The sequence below is a fragment of the Streptomyces sp. NPDC045026 genome (assembly GCF_056432625.1).
Genome location: NZ_JBWKIS010000005.1, coordinates 247,104 through 272,590, shown reverse-complemented (window position 1 = coordinate 272,590; position 25,487 = coordinate 247,104). Strand labels below are relative to the sequence as shown.

The following is a 25,487-nucleotide window of genomic DNA, read 5'->3' as shown; positions in this document are numbered from 1 at the left end:
CGGGCGCCATCCGGACCCCGCGCCCCTATCCTGAGGCAGCATGCAGGGGGACGCGGGAGCAACGGGAGAATTCAAGGGCCGCCGATGACGGCGTCCTCCGGTCCGCTGTTCGTGATGCCGCCCCCGGACGGGCCGCGGGACGCCTGGGTCACGCTGCCCGACGAGGGTCCCGATCCGACGGCGCTGCCCGAGGTCAGGCCGCGCGACGACCGGGGCCGGGCCGAGGGTCCCGGTGAATCCGCCCTGTTCCAGGGCGAGTTGCTGGCCGGGCAGTATCAGGTCGTACGGCGTCTCGGGCGCGGCGGCATGGGCGACGTGTATCTCGCGCTCGACAAGAAGGTCGACGACCGCGAGGTCGCCGTGAAGACCCTGCGGCCGGAGCAGCTCGCCCCACAACTCGCGCCGCGCCTCGGCTCGTTGGAGGACGAGCGGCAGGCGTTCGCGGACCTGCACCACGACGGGATCATCCCCGTCTTCAACTACGGCCGCCACACCCGCGTCGGCCCCTTCCTCGTCCTGCCGTACGTCGACGGGCTCAACCTCGACGAGATCCGCGCGCTGGCCCGGCACGACCCGGACCGGTTCGGCGGCGCCCGCTTCCACGAGTTCGTGCTCGCGTACGGGCTGCGCGTGCTGTCCGCCCTCGACCATCTGCACGCGCGGCCCGCGCCCCGCAAGGTGTACGGCGACCTGAAGCCGCAGAACGTGATGCACGACGGCGCCACCACCAAGGTCATCGACGTGGGGTCCATCCGCGAGGAGGGCGCGCCCGGACTGACCACCGACGGTTTCCGCGCGCCGAACGTGGCGCTCGCCCCGCCCGTCCTGAACGGCGCCTCGACGCCGCGCGACGACCTGTTCAGCCTGGGCGAGACGCTGCGCACCCTGAGCGGCCTCGGCAGCGGAACGCACTCACTGGCCGAACTCGGCGCCCTGGACCGGCTGCTCGACGACGACCCGGTGACGGCGCAGGCCGCCGCGCTGACCACCACCCCGGCCCCCGAAGGCCTCGGCCTCGTCTCGCTGGCCCGCGCCCTGCGCCGTGCCACCCGCCCCGAGCCCGCCGAACGGTACGCGGACGCGGGCGAGATGGCCGATCAACTGCGTGGTGTGTTCCGTGAGTTGAGGTCTCTACGGACTGGTCAGGAGACCTTCGAGCCGTCACCGCTGTTCCTGCAGTCGCCGTACGCCCTGGACGGGGCGCTCGGCGTCGCGCCGGTCCTTCCCCGGTGGGCGACTCCGGCCGGGGGCGCCCCGCCCGCCCCGCTGCACGAGCCGCCGTCCGCCGCCGATGCCGCGGCCCGCCTGCCCGTGCCGCGGCCCGACCCGCACGACGCCCACCACGACGGCCTCAGCCGCCTCACCGACGCGGACCCCGCCGCGCTCCTCCAGCACACCGGGGACTGGCGGGACTCCCCCGAGGTACGGCTCCTGCGGTGCAGGCTCCGGCTGCGCGTCGCCGTACGGGCCGAACGGGCCGAGGGCGAACGGCCGGACCTGGAGTCCGCCGCCGAGGAACTGCGCGGCGCCGTCGACGGCATCGGGCGCGAGCTGTCCCGGCACGACTGGCGCATCGACTGGCACCGCGGCCTCCTGAACCTCGCCGAGGGCGACGTGGCGTCCGCGCGCGACTACTTCGACCAGGTCTACGGCGCGATCCCGGGCGAGTACGCGCCCAAACTGGCCCTCGGCCACTGTGCCGAGCGGCTCGGCCACTGGCATGAGGCGCTGACCTTCTACGAGGCCGTACGGCTGCGCAACCCGTCGCTCGGCAGCGCGGCGTTCGGCGCGGCGCGGGCCCGCCTCGCGCTCGGGGGCGCCGCTCCCGAGCGCGCGGCCATCGAGGCGCTGGACGCCGTGCCGCAGCACTCGCGGCACCGCACCGGCGCGCGGACCGCGACCGTGCGCATCGCCGTCGAGTACGCGACGACGGCCGACGGGCTGCGCACCGCGCTCACCCGGCTCGCCCGCCTCTTCAACGAGCACGGACTCACCGACGAACAGGCCCGCGTACGGATGAAGGCCGAGGTGTGGGAGGCCGTGCAGCGCCTCGTGGCGGACGGGAAGGTGGGGGCGGACGCGCTCGGGCGGCTCTCGGAGGCGGCGGCCCGGCGCGACCAGGACGCGCGGGACGCGGGCGGGCGGCTCGAATTCCCCTCCGGGGACGTCGAGTTGAGGCGTCAGCTCTCTCAGTTCTACCAGGCGCTCGCCCGGCAGGCCGCCCGCTCCGACAGCCCGCACGGCGACGTGGTGGCCGAACGCCTCCTGGATCGCGCCTACTTGGTGCGGCCGCTCGAAGTGTGGCACCGCCGCGACCGGACCTGGCCGCCCCACCTGCGGCCCCGGCTCACCGGACGGCGTCCGGCGGCGGACCGGTGAGCCCTGCGCTGCGGAGGGCGGGCGGGCTCGCGAAGCGTTGCGCGGGCGCGGTGGTCCAGGGCGGGCGGGCCCTGCGGTGGTACGCACAGGTGCTGTGGCGGTACGCGGGGGTGCTGTGGCGGTACGCGTGGGCCCCACCGGTGCGGGCCACGGAACGGGCGGGCTCGCGGGCGGGAGCCACGGACCGGCCGGTGCGGGCCACGGAACGGGCGGGCTCGCGGGCGGGAGCCACGGACCGGCCGGGCGGCGCGCAGGCGGCGGACCCGCCCCGTAACCGCGCCTACCTCCACGACCGGCTCGTCGCCCTGCCCCTCCTCGCCGCCGTCGCCTTCGCCGGACTCGGCTTCACCGCCACCTCCCTGCGCGACGACTCCGCCGCGATCCGCACCCACATCGCGCCCGCGCTGCGCGACCTGGCGGACGCGCGGACCTCGCTGCGGATCGCCCAGCGGGAGGCCGAGGTGAGCCTCGACGCCGGGGACGCCGTGGAACTGAGCGGGCTCAGCCCCCGCTACGGCTCCCGGATCACCGGCGCCGCCCAGGACCTCAGCCAGGTCGCGCGCGGCGGCGCCCTGACCGCGGCCGAACGCCAGGAACTCGACGTCGTTTCCGGCCTCGTCGACGGCTACGAGCGCTGGATCGCCTGGGCCCAGACCAACGTCTCCGACAAGTCCCTGCGCAAGGCCGGACTCTCGTACGCCCAGAGCATGCTCTGCTCGACCGAGCCCGACCGACACGCCGCCGACGCCGACGCCCTCTACGAACCCGCCACCGGCCGCTACGCGCCCTACCCCAGGTGCAAGACCGTCACCGGCAGCGAGGCGACGGCCGTCGTCGACCGCATCTCGGCCCTCGAAAGCGCCCTGCGCCACCGCCTCGAAGCGCGCGCCACGCTCGGCCCCGCCGCCGTCACCGCCGCCGCCGTGTCGGCCGTCACGTTCGTGCTGCTGACCGTCGGCCTGTGGCGCACGGTGCGCTTCCTGCGGGTCCGCTTCCGCATCCGGGCCAGCGTGCCGCTGCTCGCCGCCGCGCTGCCGCTGCTCGCCGTGCCCCTGCTCGCCGTGGACGGGCTGCGCGCGTACGCCGCCCAGGAGGACACCGTGCCGATCGCCCGCCGCCTGTCCCAAGTGGCCTCGCCGTCCACCGAGGTCGCCATCGAGGAACGCCGCATAGACCCGCCCGGCGACACCAGCATCGTCACGCTGGCCGCTTCGATGGACGACGTCCTGGACCGCGGCAGGCTCGCCGCCGTCGACGGGGCCGCCCCCTGGGTGGCGCCCGCGGGCCTGCTCGTCGCCGCCGTCACCGGTGCCGCCCTCCACGCCTACCGGCGCGAATATCTGCTCGTGGGGCGCCCCGGGACCGCCGTATGAGGCGCCGGAACGGGATGCTGCGGCTCGCCCTCGCCGCCTGCCTGCTCGCCCTCGCCGCGCTCACCGGCGGCTGCGCGAGCGGCGACGCACACCGGACCGTCGTCGTGCTCGGGCCGTGGACGGGACCGGAAGGCGCCGCGTTCGAGGCCGCCCTGGCCCGCCTGTCGGACCGCAGCGGGCACAGTTACGTCTACAAGGGCACCCGCTCCCTGCGCGAGACCCTCGTCGCGCAACTGGAGGCCGGCGCCCCGCCCGACGTCGCGATCCTCAACAGCATCGGCGAACTCACCGAGTACGCGGCCGACGGCAAACTCCGGCCGCTGTCCCAACAGGCCGCCGAACGCGGCTACCCGCCCTGGTCCCCCACCCTCACCCTCGACGGCAGGCGCCGCACCTACTGGGTGCCGCTGCGCGTCAACCTCAAGAGCCTCGTGTGGAGCAGGCGCGGCACCCCGGCCAAAGCGCCCGACTGGTGCGTGGGCATGGCCGCGGAGGCCACCTCCGGGTGGCCCGGCACCGACTGGATCGAGGACATCCTCCTCCACCAGGCGGGCCCCGACACGTACACGCGGTGGGCCACCGGCCGCCTCGACTGGAAGAAGGACCCGGCCGTGCGCCGCGCCTTCACGACCTGGGCCGAGATCCTCGGCCCACGGTCGCCGGAGTCCGTCGAACGCTCCCTGACCATGTCGTTCGAGGGCACGCCCGCGCCCGAACACCCTTCGGGCGCCCGGCGCGGCCTCCTCGGCGGCTCACTGCCCGGCTGCACCCACGAACACCAGGGCTCCTTCATCCGCTACCTCTACCCGGGCGCCGTGGGCGACGCCCTGCGCGTGGAGCCGGCCGCCCGGTTCCTGGACGGGCAGGCCGCGTACAAGGGCGCGTACGAGGTGTCGGGCGACATGGCCGCCGTGCTCACCGACAACCCGGCGGCGCAGGAACTCGTCACGCTGCTGACGAGCGAGAGCGGCCGCGCGAGCTGGTCGCGGGCGGCGCCCGAGCAGCTGCGGCCCTTCTTCCCCGACGCCAGCGACCCCCAGCCCGACGACCCGACCGGCCAGGCCGTCGCCTCGTATCTGACCCGCGAGGCGGACACCCTGTGCTTCGACGCGTCGGACGTGATGCCGCCCGTGCTGCGCGACGCGTTCTACCGGGCCGTCCTCACGTACTTCCAGGACCCGCGTACGGGGACGCTGGACAGGCTCCTCGGGCAGCTGGAGACCGTCCGCAGCCAGATCGCCGGAACGCCGTCGGGCCGGTCGGGACAGCCGCGCACGCCGGACGACATCTGCGCGCCGCCGGGCGGTTAGCCGCGCCGGACACGGGGGACCCTGCGTAGATTTGCCGCAAACATCAGGGGCGCGTCAACCAACTCTCCGGCCACGGCTAGCGTCTATCCGAACACAATTGCCCGTACGCAATTGCCCGTACACAATTGCCCGTCCGACCGGAACGGAACGCCGCAGTGGCCTCTGCCGAACTGTCTCCACCCTCTGCCGCACGCGCGCGCCGGCCCCCGGACGTCCCCGAGCCCTGGCACGGCCGGTACAGGACCGCCCTGCTCGTCACCGCCTGCATACTTCCGCTGCACGTCCTGTGGCTCGCGTTCCTGGCGACCGGCGGCGGCGACCTCGCGGCACAGGTGGCGTGGGCCGAGTTCGCCAAGATGTACCCGGGCTCCGCGTACAACCTGTTCTGGTACGGCGGCCTCCACATCGCCAACTACAGCCTCATCTCGCCCTACCTGATGGCGATGTTCGGCGTCGTCCCCGTCACCCTCCTGTCCGGCCTGTCGTCCACCTGGCTGGCAGCGTCGATCGTCGAACGCAGCGGCATCCGAAGACCGCTGTGGCCGGCCCTCGTGGTGGCGTTCTCGCTGTGGTGCCAGGTCGTTTCGGGGCGCTCGACGTTCATGCTGGGGGTGGCCTTCGGACTCGGCGCCGTCCTCGCGCACATGAACGGCCGGCGCATCGTCATCGCGACGGTGTGCGCGGCGCTGTCCACGATGGCCAGCCCCGTCGCGGGGCTCTTCCTCGTCGTCGCCGGCGCCGCCTGGCTCCTGAACAAGCAGTGGGGCAAGGCCCTGTCGCTGCTCCTGCCGCCCGTCCTCATCGTCGCCGTGACGACCTGGCTGTTCCCCTTCAAGGGCGAACAGCCCATGCCGTTCGAGCGGATCTTCCCGCCCGTCATCCTGTGCGCGGTCGTCCTGGTCTGCGCGCCGCGCGCCTGGCGCGTGGTCCGCCTCGGCACCGCCGTGTACGCGGTCGGCGTCGTCCTCACCTATCTGATCGCCACCCCGATCGGCACGAACGTGGAGCGGCTCACGGAGATCGTGGCGCCCGCGCTGATCCTCGCCGCCGTGATGGACCGCGACCGCGGGCCGCGCTACGAAGGCCGGCGCGGCCGGTACTTCCCGCCCCACCGCCAGCGCGTCATGTGCGTCGTCGCCATCGTCCTCTCCCTGGGCTGGCTGTCCGGCAAGACCATCGCCGACGTCGTCGCCAACACCGAGGTCCCCGAGTGGGCCGTCAAGACGGACGGCGTCGTGTCCACGCTGAAGAAACTCGGCGCCGAACGCACCCGCGTCGAGGTCGTCCCCGCCCGCGACCACCGTGAGGCGGCCGTCCTCGCGCCCTACATCAACATGGCGCGCGGCTGGAACCGGCAGGCCGACGTCGAGCGCGGACGCCTCTTCTACGAGGGCCACGGCGGCACCGACGTACCCGAGGGCGCCTTCTCCTCCGCCTCGTACCACGCCTGGCTCTCCGAGTGGGCGGTCGGTTTCGTCGTCGTCTACAACGGCGAGCCCGACGGCCCCGCGGAGCTGGAGCACAAGCTGGTCTCCACCGAACCGGACTACCTCGAACCGGTGTGGAAGGACGCCAACTGGCGGATCTACCGCGTGAAGAACGCGGTACCGCTGGTGGACTCGCCCGGCTCCGTGGTCCGCTCCGACGGCGCCAACCTCGTCGTACGGATGCCGAAGTCCGGCTCGATCACCGTGCGCATCGCGTACTCGCCGTGGCTGTGGGCGGACAACGGGTGCCTGCGCGAGGACGGCGAGTTCACGCGCCTGACGGTGAAGGAGCCGGGAGACGTCCGGATCAGCTCGCAGTACGGGGGGCCGTCCGGCAAGACGGCACCCAAGTGCGTACCACCGAAGACGAAGTGAGCGGTCCCCTTCGGGGGGGGCGTGCAACGGAAGCGCCCCCACGGCTGTGTGCCGTGGGGGCGCTGCGCTGCTGTGTGAGGCCGACCTGGAGGTCAGCCGACGCGGGTCAGCTTGGCGCTGAAGCCCGGTTCGGCCAGGTCCTTCTGGAGGGCGACCGGGACCGCGACCGCGCCGCCCGAACCGTCGCCGACCTTCAGCTCGCCGACCTTCGTACCGGCCTTCGCGGAGTGCGGGATGACGGCACCCTTGGCACCGTCCGCCAGCTCCAGCTTCACCGTCAGGCCCGCCCAGCCGACCGCCGAGACGTTCTTCGTCACCACGACCGGGGTGTGCCCGCCGAGCCCGTCGTCCACGTACCCGACGACGTCGCCCTTCTTCAGGATCGTCGACGCCTTCACCGCGTCCTGCGCCGCGAGCATCGCCGTCTTGCTGACGGCGTTCACGGTGTCGATGATCGGCACCTTGTGCTGCCCGAGGATCGCGCCGACGACCGTCACGGTCTCGCCGCCGGCGTCCTTCGTCGCGGCGAAGAGCAGGTTGCCGCCGGCCTTCGTGGTCGAACCGGTCTTCACGCCGATCGCGTTGTTGTACGGGACGAGGCGGTTGTAGTTCTGCCACGTCTTGCCCGACGGGTCCGTCCACGTCGGCAGCTTGGTGATGTCCATCAGGGCCTGGATCTTCACCAGCTCGTTGCCGAGCTTGACCTGGTCCTGAGCGGTGGAGACGGTCGTCCCCTTCAGCCCGGACGGGTCCGTGTACGTGGTGCCGGTCATGCCGAGGTCCTTCGCGGCGGCGTTCATCTTCTTGACGAACGCCTCCTCGGAACCGGCGTCCCAACGCGCAAGGAGCCGCGCGATGTTGTTCGCAGACGGAATCATGATGGCCGCAAGGGCGTCCTTCTGGCTGAGCTTGTCGCCTTCCTTGACGGTGTTCAGCGTCGACTCGCCCTCGGAGTCATAGCCGCCCTCCGTCTCCGCCTTCGCGTCCACGTCGATGGACGGCCCGTTCTTGCCCGGCTGCAGCGGGTGGTCCTTGAGCACGACGTACGCCGTCATGGCCTTGGCCACGGACCCGATCGGTACGGGCTTCTGCTCGCCGAACTGATCCATGGAGCCGATGCCGCTGACGTCCATCGAGCCCTGGCCCTCGGCGGGCCACGGCAGCGAGACCTTGTCGCCGTCGAACGTGAACGTCGACTTTGCGGTCAGCGCCAGCGTGGGCGCGGGCAGCGGGCGTACGGCCTGTACGACCGCAAACACAACGGCGAGCAGCAGGACCAGCGGAGTCCAGATCTTGACCCTGCGCACGGTCGTGCGGACCCGGGTCTCCGCGGGCGGCGGCGTGTTCGTGAGCTCGGCCAGGAGGTCGAGCGGGGGCAGCGGCGGGAGCGGCTGCTGGCTGGTGCGCTCGGGCCCGACGTACGGCTTCGCCTGCGGGGGCGCGGTGGGCTCCGCCTTGGGCTGTGCGCCGGGCTGTGCCTTGGGCTTGGCCGGGACGCCCGAGTCGAGCCTGAGCGGCACGAACTTGCTGGTGCGCTCGGCATCGGACTCGGCCTTGCCCGTACCGGCGGGCTTGGACCCGAGCGACTTGAGCATCTGGGTCGGCTGATCGACGGGCGGCTTGACGGCCTTGAAGACGGCGGTGGCCTGGTCGACGGGGGGTGCAGGGGTGGGGGCCTTGGCGTCCTTGGCCGGCTTGGCGTCGTCCGACGGCTTGGCATCGTCGGGCTTGGCGTCGTCGGGCTTGGCGTCGTCGCCGGTCGGCTTGGTGTCGGCCTTCGCGGCATCGGTCGGCTTCGCGTCGGCCGGTGCCTTGGCGTCGTCCGACGGCTTGGCGTCATCAGCCGGCTTGGCATCGTCGTCGATCGGCTTCGCGTCGGCCGGTGCCTTGGCGTCTTCGTCAGCCGGCTCGGCGTCAGCCTTCGCGTCATCGGAGGACTCGGCCTCGTCGGACAGCTTGGCGTCATCGGAGGACGACGGCTCGGCCTCGTCGGACGGCTCCCCGTCCTCGTCAGCCGCCGCGGGGGCGTCAGCCGAATCGGCGTCGTCGCCGGACTCCTCGGGCGTGTCCGTGGCCTCGGCGTCGGCCGAGTCCTCGGCGGCGCCCGCCTCGTCGTCACCGGAGTCCGCACCGGAATCGACACCGTCGCGCTCAGCGGCGGCGTCTGCCGCCTCAGGCGCGTCCGTCGCGGGCTCGTCCGCGCCAGGGGCGCTGTCGGCCCCGGCCGAGTCCTCCGCGCCGGAGGCGCCCGTACCGGCCGCCTCGGGCTCGTCGGCGGAGCCGTCCCGCGGAGCGCCCACCCAGGCCGCCACCGCGGCACGAAGGCGCGCGTCGCCCGGCTCGTCGCCGGAACCCGGCCCCGTACCGTCCGCCGAACCCGCCTCGGGCTCCGAGTCCGCCCCGGAGTCCGATGCAATCGCCGTTACCGGTGCTGATGCCGAAGCGGAAGTCGGGTTCGCGTCCTGCGCACCGGAGGCGGCTGCGGCCGAATCCGAGTCCGAACCCGACTCCGCATCCGTGTCCGAATCCAAATCCGCCGGGGAATTCTCCGCCGAACCCGAACCCGAACCCGAACCCGACTCCGAACCCGCCGCCGGAACGTCCCGTACGGAGAACACCGCCGTCGCCTGATCGACCCGCTCCGGCGACTGCCTCGCCATCGCAAGCCTCGGGTCCCGTTCCTCCGAGGTCGGTCCTCCCGACGACTCCTGCTGCTTCGACCTGTCGGGGGTCCCCGCCACCGATGCCTCCTCGCTACGCGCCACGCGCTACGCCGCTGCTGTCCGAACCATGTACCAGTGTCCTGTGTGGGGGCTTCACCCTCGTGGTAGACGAGAACGACATACCTACTGGTTCCCGTACAAAGCACCCACGCACCCTCGACAGACCAATGTGAGAGGGGTCACCCTGTCATTCATCCACGCGGGGAGGCATGGATGGGCAGGAGCCGCAGAACCATTCCGGAAGAGCTTCTACTGCTCGCTCTGGACCCGGCCACGGGTACCACAGCGCAGCCGCAGTCGCTCGACCTAGGTCTGGCCGGAGCACAGCTAGTAGAGCTGGCGTTGGCCGGACGGATAGCCCCAGACGGGGATCGTATCGCCGTGGTGGCACCACGGCCGACCGGAGATCCGACTTTGGACTGCGCACTGGAGTTGCTGCGAAGGCGCGGCACCCCGGTACGTGCGGTCCACTGGATCGGCGGGCCCCGACTGGGGCTGCGCCAGACTTATCTCTCGCATCTGGAGAGGTGCGGCATGGTCCATGCCGTGGCCGGCCAGATGTGCGGAGTGCTGCCGACGACTCGCTACCAGGCGACGGACACGGCGATCAGCCGGGAGATCAAGAACCGGCTGGACAGTGCGATCCGTACCGGCGTACCGCCGGACCCACGGACCGCGGCGCTCGCCGCACTGGCCCACGCGGTCGGACTCGGCAAGCACCTGTATCCGGGGAACGAGGGACGATCGTCCCGCTCCCGGCTGCGGGACCTGATCAGGCACGACCCCATGGGCGGCCTCGTGGCGCACGCCGTGATGGACGTCCAGAACGGTGTGGCCGCTCAGCCACGCCGCAGCCCGGCCCCGCCGGGCAGGGGAGCGCCGGAGCCCGGCAGGGTTCCGATGCAGCCGCACCACGGGGCGATGGCCCGTGCCGTGGCGCACTGAGCACCGCACCAGCACCACCAGCACCACCTGAACGGCCCGCACCGCAACAGCGCCGCACCGCAGTCCCCAAAGACCGGTCCGGGAGCCGCTGAGCCGCGCGGGGGTGCCGGATCCGGACGTCGGGACGACGACACGGACCGGCGCCCCGCGCGGCTGCATGTCCGGCCGCGCATCCCGGCCGCACGCCCATCCGCATGCCCAACTGTCGTGTCCACTGCGCATATCCGCTGTTTCCCAGCGGTATGAAGCCCAGGGTGGCAATCTGCTGAGCAGCAGATTCGCAAGATACGCAAAGAATCACAGAGGCACGCAGCCGGAGGTGCACGTCCCGTGGCGTCCAATGTCAATCCCACCGTCAGGCGGCGCCGGTTGGGCCAGGAGCTGCGCCGGCTCCGCGAGCTCAAAGGAATGACCGCCGAAGAGGTGGCCGAGCGGCTCCTGGTCTCACAGTCGAAGATCAGCAGGCTCGAGAACGGGCGGCGCAGCATCAGCCAGCGCGACGTCCGCGACCTGTGCGGGGTCTACGAGGTCGAGGACCACCGCATCGTCGACTCGCTCATGCAAATGGCCAAGGACTCCCGCCAGCAGGGCTGGTGGCACTCCTTCGGCGACATCCCGTACAGCGTCTACATCGGTCTGGAGACGGACGCGGCCAGTCTGCGCGTCTACGATCCGCAGGTCGTGCCGGGCCTGCTGCAGACCCGGGCGTACGCGGAGACGCTGATCACCGGCGCGCTCCCGGAGACCACGCCGACCGACATCGACAAGCGCGTCCAGGTCCGTGTCCGCCGCCAGGAGCGCATCGCGGCCCCGGACAACCCCCTGCGCCTGTGGACCGTGCTCGACGAGTCGGCGCTGCGCCGCGTCGTCGGCAGCCGGACCGTCATGCGCGAGCAGCTGGAGCACCTGGTCGAGCAGTCCCAACTGCCGCATGTGACCGTGCAGGTCATTCCGTTCGACATGGGCGCGCATCCGGGCCTGAACGGCCAGTACGCGATTCTGGAGTTCCCGGACGCCGCGGATTCGAGCGTCGTCTACATCGAGGGCGTCACCAGTGATCTCTATCTGGAGAAGGCCAACGATGTGCAGAAGTACAGCGTGATGTACGAGCATCTGCGGGCACAGGCGCTGAATGTGGAACAATCCCGACAGTTCATTGCGAAGATCGCCCAGGAATACGCGCTCCAGGAAGCGGTCTAGGGAGATCCAAAAGGCGGTCCAGAGGGAGTCCAGAGGGACAGAATCCGCCCCGCGAGAGAAAAGTGCCGCACGGTACACCTTCGCCGCGGCGGGGCGGAAGACCCCACTGGAATATGCCATCCGGTCGAGTGAATGGCCTCTTCGCCCACCGATGTTGGCTAGTAGCGTCGATCACGCCATCAAGCACCACGTTGGCGCAAACCGCTTCACAGGAGCGGTGACAGCGATTCGACCACTGGCTAAACCGGAGCAAAAAATGGCAATTCACCAGGGCGGCACGAATTCCTGGACCAAGTCCTCCTATTCGACGGGGAACGGCGCGTGCGTCGAGGTCAAGTCCCCCCTCCTGCACGCGATCGCGGTGCGGGACTCGAAGGCCCCCGAGGGGCCCTCGATCGGCTTCGCCCCCGATTCGTGGAACTCCTTCGTGACCGAGGTCGGCCGGGGCGCCTTCGACGCCGCCTGAGGCATCGGAGAGCACCCCATCGCAACACAGCACCAACTCGGCATCACCGCATCAACTCAGCACCACAGCAAGATTTCGGCACCAAAAGAGCACCACTGCGGTACTGAAAGAGCCCTCTCGACTGGCCCGCCGTCCTGGCCGAGGGGGCTCGGCTTTTTTTCCGCTCACCCCCGCAGCTCACCCCCGCAGCTCACCCCCCCACAGCTCACCCCCGCAGCCGGTCCACGTACCGATCCGTCCCCGGCACCGTCGGGATGAACGGCGCCACCAGCTCCACCCGGCCGAGGCCCGACTCGTGAACGGCCGTGTCCAGACCCGTGAAGTGGTCCTCCCAGCAGTCCGTCGGGTCCGCCTCCAGGAACCACAGGAGGGTGAGGCGGGTGTCGACGCCCTCGACCTGCTTCACATACGACATCCGGTCGCCCGGCAGTGGCGTCGGGCGGAAGACCGTGACCATCGCCGCCGGTGAACCCGCGAGCCGCTTCGGCAGGTGGCGCGAGCGCAGCCACTCCAGCAACTCGTCGCGCTGCTCGGGCCCTTCGGCATCGATGACCTCCACGACCAGACCCCGGTAAGGGTGGTCGAGTGCGTGGTAGTCGCGCGGTCCGGCCGCCCCGTCGCGGTACACGGTCGCCGCGTGGTCCTGGAACGCGGTGAAGACGTGCGTGCGGTCCTGATAGACGCGCCCGTCCCGGTTGAGTCGCTTGTTGATGCCGACGGTCCACTTCATGTGGTCGTCGTAGCGGCCGTCGGTGATCCAGTACGTGGAGATGTAGCAGCCCGCGGTGACCGGCTGCGCGACCGCCGACTTCTCCGGGTAGCGCAGGAGTTGCAGTTCGCGCGTGGCCACCCAGCGGCGCCCCGAGTTCATCCAGGGCATGGCCATCGCGCCGGCGTAGTAGTGGTCGTCCTCGTACCAGCGGTTGTACGCGTACTCATGGCCCGGGTGCGGCTCGACCATGGTGATCAGGGCGTGCCCGGGGCGCACCCCGTACGGGCCGACCGATGCCAGCTCCGCGTACACCTCGCTCCTCGTGTCCTCGCTCACGACGCTCCCCTTCCTTCCTCCACCGGACGGGCCTACTCTGACGCCCCGTCAGAAGAACTGCCATAGCCGGGAGGCGACCGGATGCTCCTGAACGGAAAGACAGTGGTCGTGTCGGGGGTCGGGGCCGGGCTCGGCCACCAGGTCGCCGCGGCCGTGGTGCGCGACGGCGGCAACGCCGTGCTCGGCGCACGCACGGAGGCGAACCTCGCCAAGTCGGCGGCCGAGATCGACCCGGACGGAACCCACACCGCCTACGCGGCGACGGACATCACCGACGAGAGCCAGTGCGAGGCGCTCGCGGGGCTCGCGCGCGAGCGGTTCGGCTCGGTCGACGCCGTGGTCCACGTCGCCGCCTGGGACAGCTACTTCGGCGGCCTGGAGGACGCGGACTTCGCGACCTGGCAGCAGGTCATCGACGTGAACCTGCTCGGCACGCTGCGCATGACGCGGGCCTGCCTGCCCGCCCTCAAGGAGCGGGGCGGCTCCGTCGTCATCATCGGCACGCAGTCGGCCGTGGCCGCGCCCTCCCAGGTGTGGCAGGCGGCGTACGCAGCCTCGAAGGGCGCGCTGACCTCGGCCATGTACTCCATGGCCCGCGAGCTCGGCCCGCACCGCGTCCGGGTCAACACCGTGCTGCCAGGCTGGATGTGGGGGCCGCCGGTCGAGGCGTACGTCCAGTTCACCGCGCACACCGAGGGCGTACCGCAGGACGAGGTCCTCGCGCGGCTCACCGAGCGGATGGCGCTGCCCGAACTGGCCACGGACGGGGACGTGGCGGACGCCGCCGTGTTCCTCGCGTCCGACCGGGCGCGGGCCATCACCGGGCAGTCGCTTCTGGTCAACGCGGGTGAGCTGATGCGGTAGTTCCGAGCGCCCGGCCCTCAGGGGCCGCCCGAGACCCGACCGCACGGCACCCACCGCCGTGCGGTCCTTTTTGCCCCCATCTGGATTCATGGACATGAACACAGGTCAATAAGTAGAACGATTTTACTGTCCCTTGACCCTCCGGTGCGTTGTCCTGGCCCTTCGGCTCCCCACACCATGAACGGCGTTCATAAGTAGGACCAGACCCCTGGAGGGGGCTCAATGAACAGTCTCGACTGGGCCGTGCTCATCGGCTACTTCGGCGTGATGATCGCGATCGGCGTCTGGTCCCACAAACGCGTGGACAACGTCTCCGACTTCTTCACCGCCGGCGGCAAGATGCCCTGGTGGCTGTCCGGCATCTCGCACCACATGTCCGGCTACAGCGCCGTCATGTTCACCGGATACGCCGGCATCGCGTACACCTACGGCGTGACGTCCTTCGTCACCTGGTCGTTCCCCATCGCGCTCGGCATCGCCATCGGCTCGAAGCTGTTCGCCCCGCGCATCAACCGGCTGCGGTCGCGCCTGCATGTGGCGTCGCCTCTCGAATACCTCAAGAACCGCTACAACCTGGGCACCCAACAGGCGCTCGCCTGGTCCGGCATGCTCCTGAAGATCGTGGACGTGGCCGCCAAGTGGGCCGCCATCGCCACCCTGTTGTCCGTCTTCACGGGCATCTCGATCAACCAGGGCATCCTGATCACCGGTGTCATCACGGCGATCTACTGCACCATCGGCGGCCTGTGGGCCGACGCCCTGACCGAGCTTGGTCAGTTCATCATCCAACTCATCGCCGGTGTCGCGATGTTCATCGCCGTCGCCTCCAAACTCGGCCCGTTCGGCGGCATCTTCGGCGTCTGGGACGAGCCCGCGCTCCAGGGGCACGGCAAGCCGCTCGTCGGCCCGTACGGCACGGTGTTCCTGCTGGCGTTCCTCTTCATCAAGCTCTTCGAGTACAACGGCGGCATGCTCAACCAGGCCCAGCGCTACATGGCCACCGGCTCCGCCCGCGAGGCCACCCGCTCGGCCCGCCTCTCGGCCATCCTGTGGCTGGTCTGGCCGGTCGTCCTCTTCTTCCCCATGTGGGTGTCGCCGCTCCTGGTACACGCCCAGAAGCCGGACGGTTCGGACAGTTACGGCCTGATGACCGAACAGCTGCTGCCGCACGGCCTGCTGGGCCTGGTCATCGTCGGCTTCTTCTCCCACACGATGGCCATGTGCTCCTCCGACGCGAACGCGATCGCCGCCGTCTTCACCCGTGACGTGGCGCCCGCGGTCTCTAAGCGGGCGAAGGAACAGTGGATCGGGAACAAGGGGCTGCTCGCCGCCCGCCTGACCACGGTGATCTTCCTCGGTCTGTCCATGGCCGTCGCCACGCAGGTCAACTCGCCCACGTTCAAGGACATCATCACGGTCGTCATCAAGTGGGTCGCCGGTCTGATGGGCCCGATCGCGATCCCGATGATGCTGGGTCTGCTGCGCACCTTCCGCAAGTCCGGACCGACCGCGGCACTCACCAGCTGGGCCATGGGTCTGCTCGCGTTCTGGCTGGTCAACTACCCGATCAGCTGGAACGTCGAGGGCGGCGTACCGCTCCAGTACCAGGTGTCGATCCCGCTCGCCGTCTCGCTCGTGCTCTACATCGTCATCGGCTACATCAAGCCGGAGGACACCCCGGAGCGGGACGCGCTCATCGAGCGCATCAACACGGACGACGACGGGTCCGCCGGAACGGCGGCGGTTCCCGCGCCGGCGGAGCCGCAGGACGGGGCGGTGGGCTCGCAGCCGCCCGGCCGGCTCTCGTAACGACTGTTCGTTCCTCACCGGGCGCCGGACGGGCTGATCACAGCCGGTCCGGCGCTTCGGCGTTCACACCCTCGGATACCTGGCCAGCCACCCCGGCGACGACGACGCGGGGCTGTGCAGGGCGGGCCCCTGCGTCATCTCCATCGCGAAGTCGTCGGCGAGCTCCAGGACGGTGGGGCGGCCCTCCAGCTCGGTCACCCAGCCGGGCGGCAGCGCGGTCTCCCCGTGCAGGGCGCCGAGCAGGCCCCCGCACAGCGCGCCGGTCGCCTCGGACGGGCCGCCGTGGTTGACCGCGAGACACAGGCCGTGCCGTATGTCCTCGCCCACCAGGGCGCAGTACACCGCCACGGCGAGCACACCCTCCGCGAGCCCGTCGCCCACGAGCTCGTCGACGCGGGCGGCCGACGGCATGCCCTGGCGCACCGCGCCGAGCGCGTGCTTGAGCGCGTCCGTGACGGGCTGGTGCCCAGGGCGCGCGGCCAGTACGACGAGGGCGCGCTGCACGGCGCCGTCGAGGCTCTCGCCGCGCGCGAGTCCGTGCACCACGACCGCGTACGCGCCCGCGCAGAGGTAGGCCACGGGTGCACCGTGCGTCTGGACGGCGCACTCGGCGGCCAGCTGGAAGACGAGCTGCGGCTCCCAGCCGACGAGCAGCCCGAACGGGGCCGAGCGGGCGGCCGGCGCGGACCCGGCCGCGGCCACGTTCTTGGGCTTCTCCAGGGTCCCCATGACGTCGTTGCCGAGCCCTAGGAGGCAGTCACGGGACGGGCCGCGGCGTGAGTACAGCCACTCCTCGCGGGCGAGCCAGCCGTCCTCCTTGCGCCGCTCGTCCGGGCCCCAGTCGCGCTGGGTCGCGGCCCAGCGAAGGTAGGCCCGGTGCACGTCGGTCGGCGGATGCCAGGCTCCCGTGTCGCGGCGCACCTGCGCCCTTATCAGGCCGTCCACGGTGAAGAGCGCCTGCTGCGTCGCCGCCGTGACGGCGCCGCGGCGCCCGTACGCGGGCGCGAGGTCCGTCAGTCCCTGTGGCCCGTGCGCGGCCCTGATCTCCTCCAGGGAGAGCCCGGCGAGCGGCGCCCCGAGGGCGTCGCCGAGGGCGGCCCCGATGAGCGTGCCGCGGACCCGGCTGCGGAAATCCTGCTGCTCGGCGCGGCCCCATATGGCCGATGAGGGTCCCCCCTGCTCGGGGGTCAGTGGGGCTGCCACGGGGAGCTCTCCCCTCCGGGTCTCGTTACGCGTGCGACGACTGCGCAGCACTGTAATCGACAGGGCGCACCCGGTTGAGAGGCGAAGCGGCGCAGGCGAAGCCGCCCTTGAGACCACTTCACCCACTTTTCTTCCGCAAACCGGACGATGTCCCGGACGGCGGCCCGGGGGCCCGCGCCGCGCCGCCGCTGGACCGCCGTCCGACGTGCGGTGTTCACCGTGCGTTGGTGCCCGCATCGCCGGACACCCGGAACATCCGCACCATGACGCAGATGACTCGTGTCAGGGCCTCCTCGTACGCCCTGGCCGCCGCCCTCCTCGTGGGCCTCTCCGCACCCGTCGCCGCCGCGCACCCCGCCTCCCACGGGCACACGTCGCACCACCGCATCCCCTTCACGGCGGCGACCGTGACGGCGTCCGAGGACGGCTCCTCCTACACGGTCGAGTGGAACGCGCCCGGTGTCCGGCACGTGGCGGTCCGCGCGGGCGGGCGCACCGTCGCCTCCGGCGGCACGTCCGGCAAGGTCACCGTGCGCGGCCTGCCCGCCGCCGACCGCCAGTGGTTCGACCTGGTCCCCGACCGCGGCCAGGGCCTGCACCTCGCCGACCGCGAGATACGCCTCGACGGCGCGGTCAACTTCCGTGACGCGGGCGGCTACCGCACCACCGACGGCCACTGGGTGCGGATGGGCGAGATCTACCGCACCGCCGCCCTGGACAAGCTCACGGACCGGGACCTGGCGAAGCTGAGGCGCCTCGGGATCTCCGTGGACTACGACCTGCGTACGCAAGCGGAGCGCACCTCCGGGCCCGACCGCGTCCCCGCCGGTTCCCGCTACGTCGTCGCGGACGTGCTCGGCGACCTCGGGGGCCTGTCCGGCCTGCCCGCGTCGCCGGAGGCCTCCGCCCAGCTGATGGTGGACGCGGAGAAGACCATGGTCTCCGCCCCGACCGCGCAGCGGGCCTACTCGACCGTCTTGCACGGCATCGCGGACGCCGACAGCGCGAACGCGCTGTTCCACTGCACGGCCGGCAAGGACCGCACGGGCTGGGCGAACGCCACGCTCCTGACCGCGCTCGGCGTGCCGCGCGAGACGGTGATGGACGACTACCTGGCCAGCAACACGTACCGCGCGAAGGAGAACGCGGCCACGCTCGCCGCGATGCCGCCCGCGCAGGCCGCCGTGTACAAGCCGATGCTGGACGTCCGCCCCGAGTACCTGAACTCGGGCTTCCAGGAAGTGACGAGCCGCTACGGCACGTTCGACCGCTACCTGGACAAGGCCCTCGGCCTCAGCCACCGCGACGTACGTGACCTGCGCGAGGACCTGCTGGTCGGCTGACGGACTCCTTTCGGCGCTCAGGCCCTCGTTCGGGATCCACGTCCCGAACGGGGGCCTGAGCATGCGCTGTTACAGGCTTGGGACGTACGTACTCCGGGGCGCGTACAACGTTTTCCTTGGGTGGCCTGTCTTTCTTCACGTAACCAGGAACACCCCCACAGGACACCAAGAAGGATGGGAACAGTGCGCCGCACTCTCGTCACAGCCCTCGCCGTCACCGCGCTCGCCGTGCCGCTCGGACTCGCGTCCGCCGCCGGTACGGCCGCCGCTGCCACCCCCGTTCCGCCTCGCGTCCCCGCGACCGACTTCAACCACGACGGGTACGGGGACCTCGTGCTCGGGGCGCCGGGCGCGACCGTGTCCGGGCAGGAGACCGCCGGGGCCGTCTCCGTGGTCTACGGCGGGAAGAACGGGCCGGACACCGCGAACGCCAAGGTCTTCACCCGCTCCACCGCCGGGATACCCGGGGCCGCCGAGGAGGGCGGCTACTTCGGGGAGCGCGTCACCAGCGGCGACCTCGACGGGGACTCGTACACCGACCTCGTCGTCGCCGGTCTCGGCGGCGAGCCGAGCGTCGTGCTCTGGGGTTCGGCCGCCGGGCTGAGCGGGCAGGGCAGTGTCGCGCTGCCCACGTCGACCGGGATGTTCGCCGTCGGCGACTTCAACGGCGACGGTCACCGCGACCTCGTCACCGACGACTACCCGCGCAGCGACGACCCGGACGACGACAACGCCGGGATGACCATCTCCTACGGCCCCTTCGACCGCGCGAGCGGCAAGCCGGCGAGCCAGGACACCATCGTCACCAGCCAGACCTTCGGCCCCGGCGACATCGTCGTCGGCGACATGACCGGCGACGGCGCCGACGACATCGTGACGAGCCACGGCTTCGAGGAGATGGCGTACGCCAGCAAGTTCTGGAAGGGCGGGAAGGACGGGGTCTCGCACACCGCGAAGTCGCTGACCTCGTCGTTCCGCGGTGCCGTCGGTGACGTCGACGGTGACGGCTACGGCGACCTCGTCGTCCACGACATCGGCGACAACTACGAGGACACCCCGTACGAGAAGGGCACCGTCCTCGTGATGTACGGGACCGCCGACGGGCCCTCCACGACCCGCACGAAGACCATCACGCAGGACACGTCCGGCGTGCCCGGGGTCGGCGAGAGCGGCGACATGTTCGGCACCGACATCTCCGCCGGTGACGTGAACGGCGACGGCTTCGCGGACATCGCCGTCGGCGTGCCCGGCGAGGCCATCGGCAACATCAAGGACGCCGGCAGCGTCGTCCTGCTCAAGGGCGGCCGCGGCGGTCTGTCCGGCACGGGCTCCCAGGCCTTCAACCAGTCCACGACCGCCGTACCCGGCGCCTCGGAGACCGGCGACGGCTTCGGCCAGCAGGTCGTCCTGAACGACCTGAACGGCGACGGCAAGGCCGACCTGACCGCCGCCGCTCCCCTGGAGGACGGCACGTACACCGACTCCGGCGCCGCGTGGGTGCTGCGCGGGGCGACCGGCGGGCTCACCACGAGCGGCATCACGTCGTTCGGCGCCGCCGCCGTCCATGTCTCCGAGAAGAACGCCCAGTTGGGGCAGGACCTCGGCGGGCGCTGACGATCGCACGGGGGTGGGTGGGCCCGTGGGTCCACCCACCCCCGTCACGCGTGATCCCGCTCAGTCCCCCAGCACCGGCAGCAGTTCCGGCAGGTGGCCGTCCGAGGCCGTCGCCGCGTGCTGCCGCTCCTCGGAGACCTCCCCGTACAGCGTCGTGCGCGGCTTCGCCGGGCGGCCCGCTTCCTCCGCGATCGTGATGAGGTCCTTGATGGAGCGGTAGGAGCCGTAACTGGAGCCCGCCATACGGGAGATGGTCTCCTCCATCAGCGTGCCGCCCAGGTCGTTCGCCCCCGAGCGCAGCATCTCCGCGGCGCCCTCCGTGCCCAGCTTCACCCAGCTCGTCTGAATGTTGGGGATGTGGGGGTGCAGGAGGACGCGGGCCATGGCGGTGACGGCCCTGTTGTCGCGGGTCGTCGGGCCCGGCCGGGCGATGCCCGCCAGGTAGACCGGCGCGTTGGTGTGGATGAACGGGAGCGTCACGAACTCCGTGAAGCCGGCGGTCTCCTGCTGGATTCCCGCCAGCGTGCGGAAGTGGCCGAGCCAGTGGCGGGGCTGGTCCACATGGCCGTACATCATCGTCGACGACGAGCGGATGCCCAGCTCGTGGGCCGTCTTGATGACCTCGATCCAGGTCGCCGTGGGGAGCTTGCCCTTGGTGAGGATCCAGCGGACCTCGTCGTCGAGGATCTCGGCCGCCGTGCCGGGGATCGAGTCGAGGCCGGCCTCCTTCGCCGCGGTGAGCCAGTCCCGTATCGACATGCCCGTGCGCGTCGCGCCGTTCACGACCTCCATCGGGGAGAAGGCGTGCACGTGCATGCCGGGGACGCGCTCCTTCACCGCCTTGGCGATGTCGAAGTAGGCCGTGCCCGGCAGGTCGGGGTGGATGCCGCCCTGCATGCACACCTCGACCGCGCCCACGTCCCACGCCTGCTCGGCCCGGTCGGCGACCTGGGAGAGCGAGAGCGTGTACGCGTCCGCGTCGGTGCGGCGCTGCGCGAAGGCGCAGAAGCGGCAGCCGGTGTAGCAGACGTTCGTGAAGTTGATGTTCCTCGTGACGATGTACGTGACGTCGTCGCCGTTCACCGTCTTGCGGATGTCGTCCGCGATGCCGCACAGGGCGTCGAGCGCCGGGCCGTCCGCGTGCAGGAGGGCGAGCGCCTCGTCGTCGGTGAGCTTCGTCGGGTCGTCGGCCGCCGTCGCGAGCGCGGCGCGGACATCGCCGTCGAGGCGCTGCGGGACCATGCCGGGCGCGGCCTGCTCGCGCAGCGCTTCCCAGTCGCCGTACACGTCGTCGAAGTCGTCGCGCCGGTCGGACGTGCGGCCCGTCGTGTCGATGGTGCGGTGCAGGTCCGTGCGCCCGGTGGCGGTGAAGCCCTCGTCGGGCTCCTGCCAGGGCAGGCCCGCGGGGCGCGCGCCCTCGTCGGCGAGGCCGGTGTCGGCACAGGCGAGGGCCCTTACGTGCGGCAGGAGGCGCGGGTCGAGCCACGGCTCGCCGCGCTCGATGAACTCCGGGTAGATCGTGAGGCGTTCGCGCAGCTCGAAGCCCGCCTCGCCGGTCTTCGCGGCGAGTTCGTCGATGTGCGGCCAGGGGCGCTCGGGGTTCACATGGTCCGGGGTCAGCGGGGACACCCCGCCCCAGTCGTCGATTCCGGCGCCGATCAGGAGCGCGTACTCCTCGTCGACCAGGTTCGGCGGGGCCTGGATGCGGGCGGAAGGGCCGAGGACGTGGCGGGCGACCGCGATGCACGCGGCCAGCTCCTCCAGCTCGGCGTCCGGCATGCCGCGCATCGCCGTGTCCGGCTTGGCGCGGAAGTTCTGGACGATGACTTCCTGGATGCCGTGGTAGCTGCGCTGGATGCGGCGCAGCTGGAACAGGGAGTCGGCGCGCTCCTCGTAGGACTCGCCGATGCCGATGAGGATGCCCGTGGTGAACGGGACGTTCGACCGGCCCGCGTCCTCCAGGACCCGCAGCCGGACGGCGGGTTCCTTGTCGGGCGAGCCGTGGTGCGGGCCGCCGGGCTCGGACCACAGACGCGTCGCCGTCGTCTCCAGCATCATGCCCATGGACGGCGCGACCGGCTTGAGGCGCTGGAGGTCGGTCCACGTCATGACGCCGGGGTTGAGGTGCGGGAGCAGGCCCGTCTCCTCAAGGACGCGGATCGCCATGGCGCGCACATAGGCCAGCGTGTCGTCGTACCCGTGCGCGTCCAGCCACTCGCGGGCCTCGGGCCAGCGGTCCTCGGGCCGGTCGCCGAGCGTGAACAGGGCTTCCTTGCAGCCCATCTCGGCGCCGCGGCGGGCGATGTCGAGGACCTCGTCCGGCGACAGGTACATCCCGTGGCCCTCCCGGCGCAGCTTGCCGGGGACGGTCACGAACGTGCAGTAGTGGCACTTGTCCCGGCACAGCCGGGTCAGCGGGATGAAGACCTTCTTCGAATACGTGATGACGCCCGGACGGCCCGCGGCCTTCAGGCCCGCGTCGCGCACGCGCGCGGCGGACGCCGTCAGGTCCCGCAGGTCGTCGCCGCGGGCCTGGAGCAGGACCGCCGCCTCGGTCAGGTCGAGGGCAACGCCGTCGCGGGACCGCTTCAACGCGCGGCGCATCGCGTTGGCAGTGGGTCGTACAGCCTCCGGATCACTCATGCTCCCGAGGATACGAGCGCCCGCCGACCACGTCTGCGCCGCGCTGACGTGCGCGGGATCACGCGACGTACACGTTTCACCTGCGCGCGCCGTCCGTCCTGGAGAAATCCTGGAGACTGACTACAGGTACTGCCTACAGATACTGCTCGCACTCGTCGAGGATCTTGAGGACCGAAGTCTCGTCCGCCGGGGGAAGTTGGAGGACGACCTCGTCGATGCCGAGCTCCGCGTAGTGCGCGAGCTTGCCCGGACTCGGCAGGACCGCGAACGGGACGACGTGCAGGTCCGCCGGATCGCGGCCGGCCTCCTCCCAGCGGGCCCGCAGGACGGGCATCGACTCGGTCAGGCCGCGCCCGCCGATGGGCATCCAGCCGTCCGCGTACTCGGTGATGTGCGCGAAGAGCTTCGGGCCCGCCGCTCCCCCGATCAGCGTGCGGGGCGCGCCGCCCGCCGGCTTCGGGTAGGCGTGGCTGGCCCGCACCGACACCCCGAACCCACCGTCGTACGCGGTGGGTTCCTCCGCCCACAGGGCCCGCATGAGGGCCATGCGCTCGCGGCCGAGCTCGCGCCGCGTGCGCCATTCGACGCCATGGTCCGCGGCCTCCTCGACGTTCCAGCCGAAGCCGATGCCGAGGGTGAAGCGGCCGCCGGAGAGGTGGTCGAGGGTGGCGATCTGCTTGGCCAGGCCGATGGGGTCGTGCTGGGCGATCAGCGTGATGCCGGTGCCGAGCCCGAGCCGCTCGGTGACGGCGGCGGCCTGCCCGAGCGCGACGAACGGGTCGAGGGTGCGGCCGTACTCGGCGGGCAGTTCACCCCCGGCCGGCCACGGCGTCGCCCGCTCCACGGGGATGTGGGTGTGCTCGGGCAGATACAGCCCGGCGAACCCGCGTCGCTCCAGCTCACGTGCGAGCCGCACAGGCGTGATGGTCTCGTCGGTCAGGAAGATCGTGGTCGAGATCCGCATGGGGGCATTACTACCCGGCCCTCCCCCAGGAGTCCATGGACTCCCCGGCAGGGACAGTCGTAAGACTCCGATCCCCTTCCCTTACAGGAGAGTTCACGGCTCAATACCAGAGTTGCCTGCACCACCCACGTCACAGACGGAACGTCACGAGACCCCTGGGAGCCGCAGCATGTGCGAGGACGACCACACCACGACCGGCATGGGAAGACGCGCGCTGTTCGTGACGGGAGCGGCCGGCGCGCTTACGTTGAGCAGTGTGAGCTTCGCGAGCGCGGCCGACGGCCGCACACCGGCGGACGGTACGAAGGCCACGACGGCCACGAAGACCGTGAAGGGGACGCTGCCGCCCGGCGCGCCCGACTTCGTGTACGTGCCGGTCGAGGTGCCGCGCGGGGTCCGCGAGATCCACGTCGCGTACACCTACACGAAGGCGAACGTCCCGGCCGGCACGCAGAACAACGCCCTGGACATCGGGGTGTTCGACGAGCGGGGCACCGCGCTCGGCGGGCAGGGCTTCCGCGGCTGGTCGGGCGGCGCGCGCACCGAGTTCTTCGTACGGGCCGACGACGCGACGCCGGGCTACATCCCGGGGCCCGTCCGCGCGGGCACCTGGCACATCGCGCTCGGCCCGTACACGGTGGCGCCCGAGGGCCTCCCGTACGAGCTGACCATCACCCTCACGTACGGCGAGCAGGGCGAGACCCCGAAGCCCGTCTACCCGCCCGCGCGCGCCAAGGGCCGGGGCCGCGCCTGGTACCGCGGGGACTGCCACCTGCACACCTGGTACTCGGACGGCAGGCGCACCCCCGCCGAGATCGCGGCGCTCGCGCGCGAGGCGGGCCTGGACTTCATCAACTCGTCCGACCACAACACGTACTCGTCGCACGCCCACTGGGCCGACCAGGCGGGCGACGACCTGCTGATCATGCTCGGCGAGGAGATCACGACCCGTAACGGGCACGTGGTGGCGCTCGGCACGGACCCGGGCACGTTCGTCGACTGGCGCTACCGTGCCCGCGACAACCGCTTCGGCAAGTACGCGCGCGAGGTCCGCCGGGCCGGCGGCCTGGTCGTGCCGGCGCATCCGCACGCCACGTGCATCGGCTGCAACTGGAAGTTCGGCTTCGGCGAGGCGGACGCCGTCGAGGTGTGGAACGGCGCGTACACCGCGGACGACGAGATCTCCCTCGCCGACTGGGACAACACGCTGGTGGCGTCCGTCCGGGGTTCGCGTCAGTGGATCCCGGCGATGGGCAACAGCGACGCCCACCGCGACCCGGACCGCATCGGCGGCCCCCAGACGGTGGTCCTCGCCGACGACCTGACCCGCGAGGCCATCCAGGCGGGCATCAAGGCGGGCCGCAGTTACGTCGCCGAGTCGAAGTCCGTGGAGCTGACGTTCACGGCGTCCGGCTCGCGCGGCGAGCACGCCGGTATCGGCGAGCGCCTCGGCGTGGACCCGGACGCCCCGGTCACGGTCCGCCTGGAGGTCAAGGGCGCCCCGGGCTGCACGCTCCACGTGGTCACGGACCAGGGCACGCTGTTCACCTCGCCGGCGCTCCCCGAGTCCGGGTCGGGCACGGCCGAGTGGCACACGACGGCGTCGTACGCGGCCTACGTACGGGCCGAGGTCCGGCACCCGGCGACGGTCCCGGGCCTGCCGGGCGCACTCGCGGCGTTCACGAACCCGGTGTTCCTCGGCAAGTAGGACCCCGTAGGGGCTAGGGTCTTTCGTTTGGAT

17 protein-coding genes are annotated in these 25,487 nt (G+C 71.4%); 12 read left to right on the top strand and 5 right to left on the bottom strand.

The window, feature by feature from the left end:
• Positions 1-84: 84 nt before the first annotated feature.
• The 4 genes from AC07EJ_RS14335 (at position 85) to AC07EJ_RS14320 (ending at position 6,924) form a co-directional block, all read left to right on the top strand.
• A complete protein-coding gene (locus tag AC07EJ_RS14335; protein ID WP_478884321.1) occupies positions 85-2,379 on the top strand; it encodes a serine/threonine protein kinase in 2,295 nt (764 codons plus the stop codon).
• Entirely contained in the window at positions 2,376-3,752 is a 1,377-nt protein-coding gene (locus AC07EJ_RS14330) for a hypothetical protein (RefSeq protein ID WP_478884320.1), read from the top strand. The genes AC07EJ_RS14335 and AC07EJ_RS14330 overlap by 4 nt, the downstream gene beginning before the upstream one ends.
• Positions 3,749-5,062 carry an extracellular solute-binding protein gene (locus AC07EJ_RS14325; protein WP_389477943.1) on the top strand — a complete coding sequence of 438 codons (1,314 nt, stop codon included), beginning with the start codon at positions 3,749-3,751 and terminating at the stop codon, positions 5,060-5,062. The genes AC07EJ_RS14330 and AC07EJ_RS14325 overlap by 4 nt, the downstream gene beginning before the upstream one ends.
• Positions 5,063-5,217: 155 nt before the next feature.
• Complete coding sequence (locus AC07EJ_RS14320) at positions 5,218-6,924, top strand: hypothetical protein (RefSeq protein WP_393583603.1); 1,707 nt, start codon at positions 5,218-5,220, stop codon at positions 6,922-6,924.
• 92 nt (positions 6,925-7,016) lie between these two features.
• Here AC07EJ_RS14320 and AC07EJ_RS14315 read toward each other — a convergent pair whose 3' ends face one another.
• Complete coding sequence (locus tag AC07EJ_RS14315) at positions 7,017-9,236, bottom strand: D-alanyl-D-alanine carboxypeptidase family protein (RefSeq protein ID WP_478884319.1); 2,220 nt, start codon at positions 9,234-9,236, stop codon at positions 7,017-7,019.
• A 624-nt stretch (positions 9,237-9,860) separates the two neighbouring features.
• On the opposite strand from AC07EJ_RS14315, the gene AC07EJ_RS14310 reads away from it, so the two are divergent.
• The 3 genes from AC07EJ_RS14310 (at position 9,861) to AC07EJ_RS14300 (ending at position 12,258) form a co-directional block, all read left to right on the top strand.
• On the top strand, positions 9,861-10,592 hold the full coding sequence (locus tag AC07EJ_RS14310) for a GOLPH3/VPS74 family protein (protein WP_389477949.1): 732 nt from the start codon (positions 9,861-9,863) through the stop codon (positions 10,590-10,592).
• A 330-nt stretch (positions 10,593-10,922) separates the two neighbouring features.
• Entirely contained in the window at positions 10,923-11,792 is an 870-nt protein-coding gene (locus AC07EJ_RS14305) for a helix-turn-helix domain-containing protein (RefSeq protein ID WP_389477952.1), read from the top strand.
• Between the two features lie 256 nt (positions 11,793-12,048).
• On the top strand, positions 12,049-12,258 hold the full coding sequence (locus AC07EJ_RS14300; protein ID WP_100596076.1) for a DUF397 domain-containing protein: 210 nt from the start codon (positions 12,049-12,051) through the stop codon (positions 12,256-12,258).
• Between the two features lie 205 nt (positions 12,259-12,463).
• Here the strand turns inward: AC07EJ_RS14300 and AC07EJ_RS14295 are convergent, their stop codons facing one another.
• Positions 12,464-13,306 (bottom strand): hypothetical protein, encoded by an 843-nt coding sequence (locus AC07EJ_RS14295; RefSeq protein WP_389477955.1) that lies wholly within the window; start codon positions 13,304-13,306, stop codon positions 12,464-12,466.
• A gap of 81 nt (positions 13,307-13,387) precedes the next feature.
• On the opposite strand from AC07EJ_RS14295, the gene AC07EJ_RS14290 reads away from it, so the two are divergent.
• The gene (locus AC07EJ_RS14290; RefSeq protein WP_389477957.1) at positions 13,388-14,170 is read left to right on the top strand and encodes an SDR family oxidoreductase; all 783 of its coding nucleotides are present in this window, start codon (positions 13,388-13,390) and stop codon (positions 14,168-14,170) included.
• Positions 14,171-14,392: 222 nt separating this feature from the next.
• A complete protein-coding gene (locus tag AC07EJ_RS14285) occupies positions 14,393-15,979 on the top strand; it encodes a sodium:solute symporter family protein (protein WP_389477959.1) in 1,587 nt (528 codons plus the stop codon).
• A 63-nt stretch (positions 15,980-16,042) separates the two neighbouring features.
• Here AC07EJ_RS14285 and AC07EJ_RS14280 read toward each other — a convergent pair whose 3' ends face one another.
• Positions 16,043-17,182, bottom strand: coding sequence for an ADP-ribosylglycohydrolase family protein (locus AC07EJ_RS14280; protein WP_389477961.1), 1,140 nt, complete (start codon positions 17,180-17,182; stop codon positions 16,043-16,045).
• Between the two features lie 272 nt (positions 17,183-17,454).
• Between AC07EJ_RS14280 and AC07EJ_RS14275 the strand changes: the two genes are divergently transcribed.
• Both AC07EJ_RS14275 and AC07EJ_RS14270 read left to right on the top strand, forming a co-directional pair.
• Positions 17,455-18,525: a tyrosine-protein phosphatase gene (locus AC07EJ_RS14275; RefSeq protein ID WP_478884318.1), complete on the top strand. Its 1,071-nt coding sequence runs from the start codon at positions 17,455-17,457 to the stop codon at positions 18,523-18,525.
• A gap of 174 nt (positions 18,526-18,699) precedes the next feature.
• Positions 18,700-20,139 carry an FG-GAP-like repeat-containing protein gene (locus AC07EJ_RS14270; protein WP_478884317.1) on the top strand — a complete coding sequence of 480 codons (1,440 nt, stop codon included), beginning with the start codon at positions 18,700-18,702 and terminating at the stop codon, positions 20,137-20,139.
• Positions 20,140-20,199: 60 nt separating this feature from the next.
• On the opposite strand, the gene AC07EJ_RS14265 is transcribed toward AC07EJ_RS14270, so the two are convergent.
• Together AC07EJ_RS14265 and AC07EJ_RS14260 are read right to left on the bottom strand one after the other, a co-directional pair.
• On the bottom strand, positions 20,200-22,782 hold the full coding sequence (locus AC07EJ_RS14265) for a bifunctional FO biosynthesis protein CofGH (RefSeq protein ID WP_389477967.1): 2,583 nt from the start codon (positions 22,780-22,782) through the stop codon (positions 20,200-20,202).
• 133 nt (positions 22,783-22,915) lie between these two features.
• A complete protein-coding gene (locus AC07EJ_RS14260; RefSeq protein WP_389477969.1) occupies positions 22,916-23,746 on the bottom strand; it encodes an LLM class F420-dependent oxidoreductase in 831 nt (276 codons plus the stop codon).
• A gap of 169 nt (positions 23,747-23,915) precedes the next feature.
• Between AC07EJ_RS14260 and AC07EJ_RS14255 the strand changes: the two genes are divergently transcribed.
• The gene (locus tag AC07EJ_RS14255; RefSeq protein ID WP_389477971.1) at positions 23,916-25,454 is read left to right on the top strand and encodes a CehA/McbA family metallohydrolase; all 1,539 of its coding nucleotides are present in this window, start codon (positions 23,916-23,918) and stop codon (positions 25,452-25,454) included.
• The last annotated feature ends 33 nt before the right edge of the window (positions 25,455-25,487 follow it).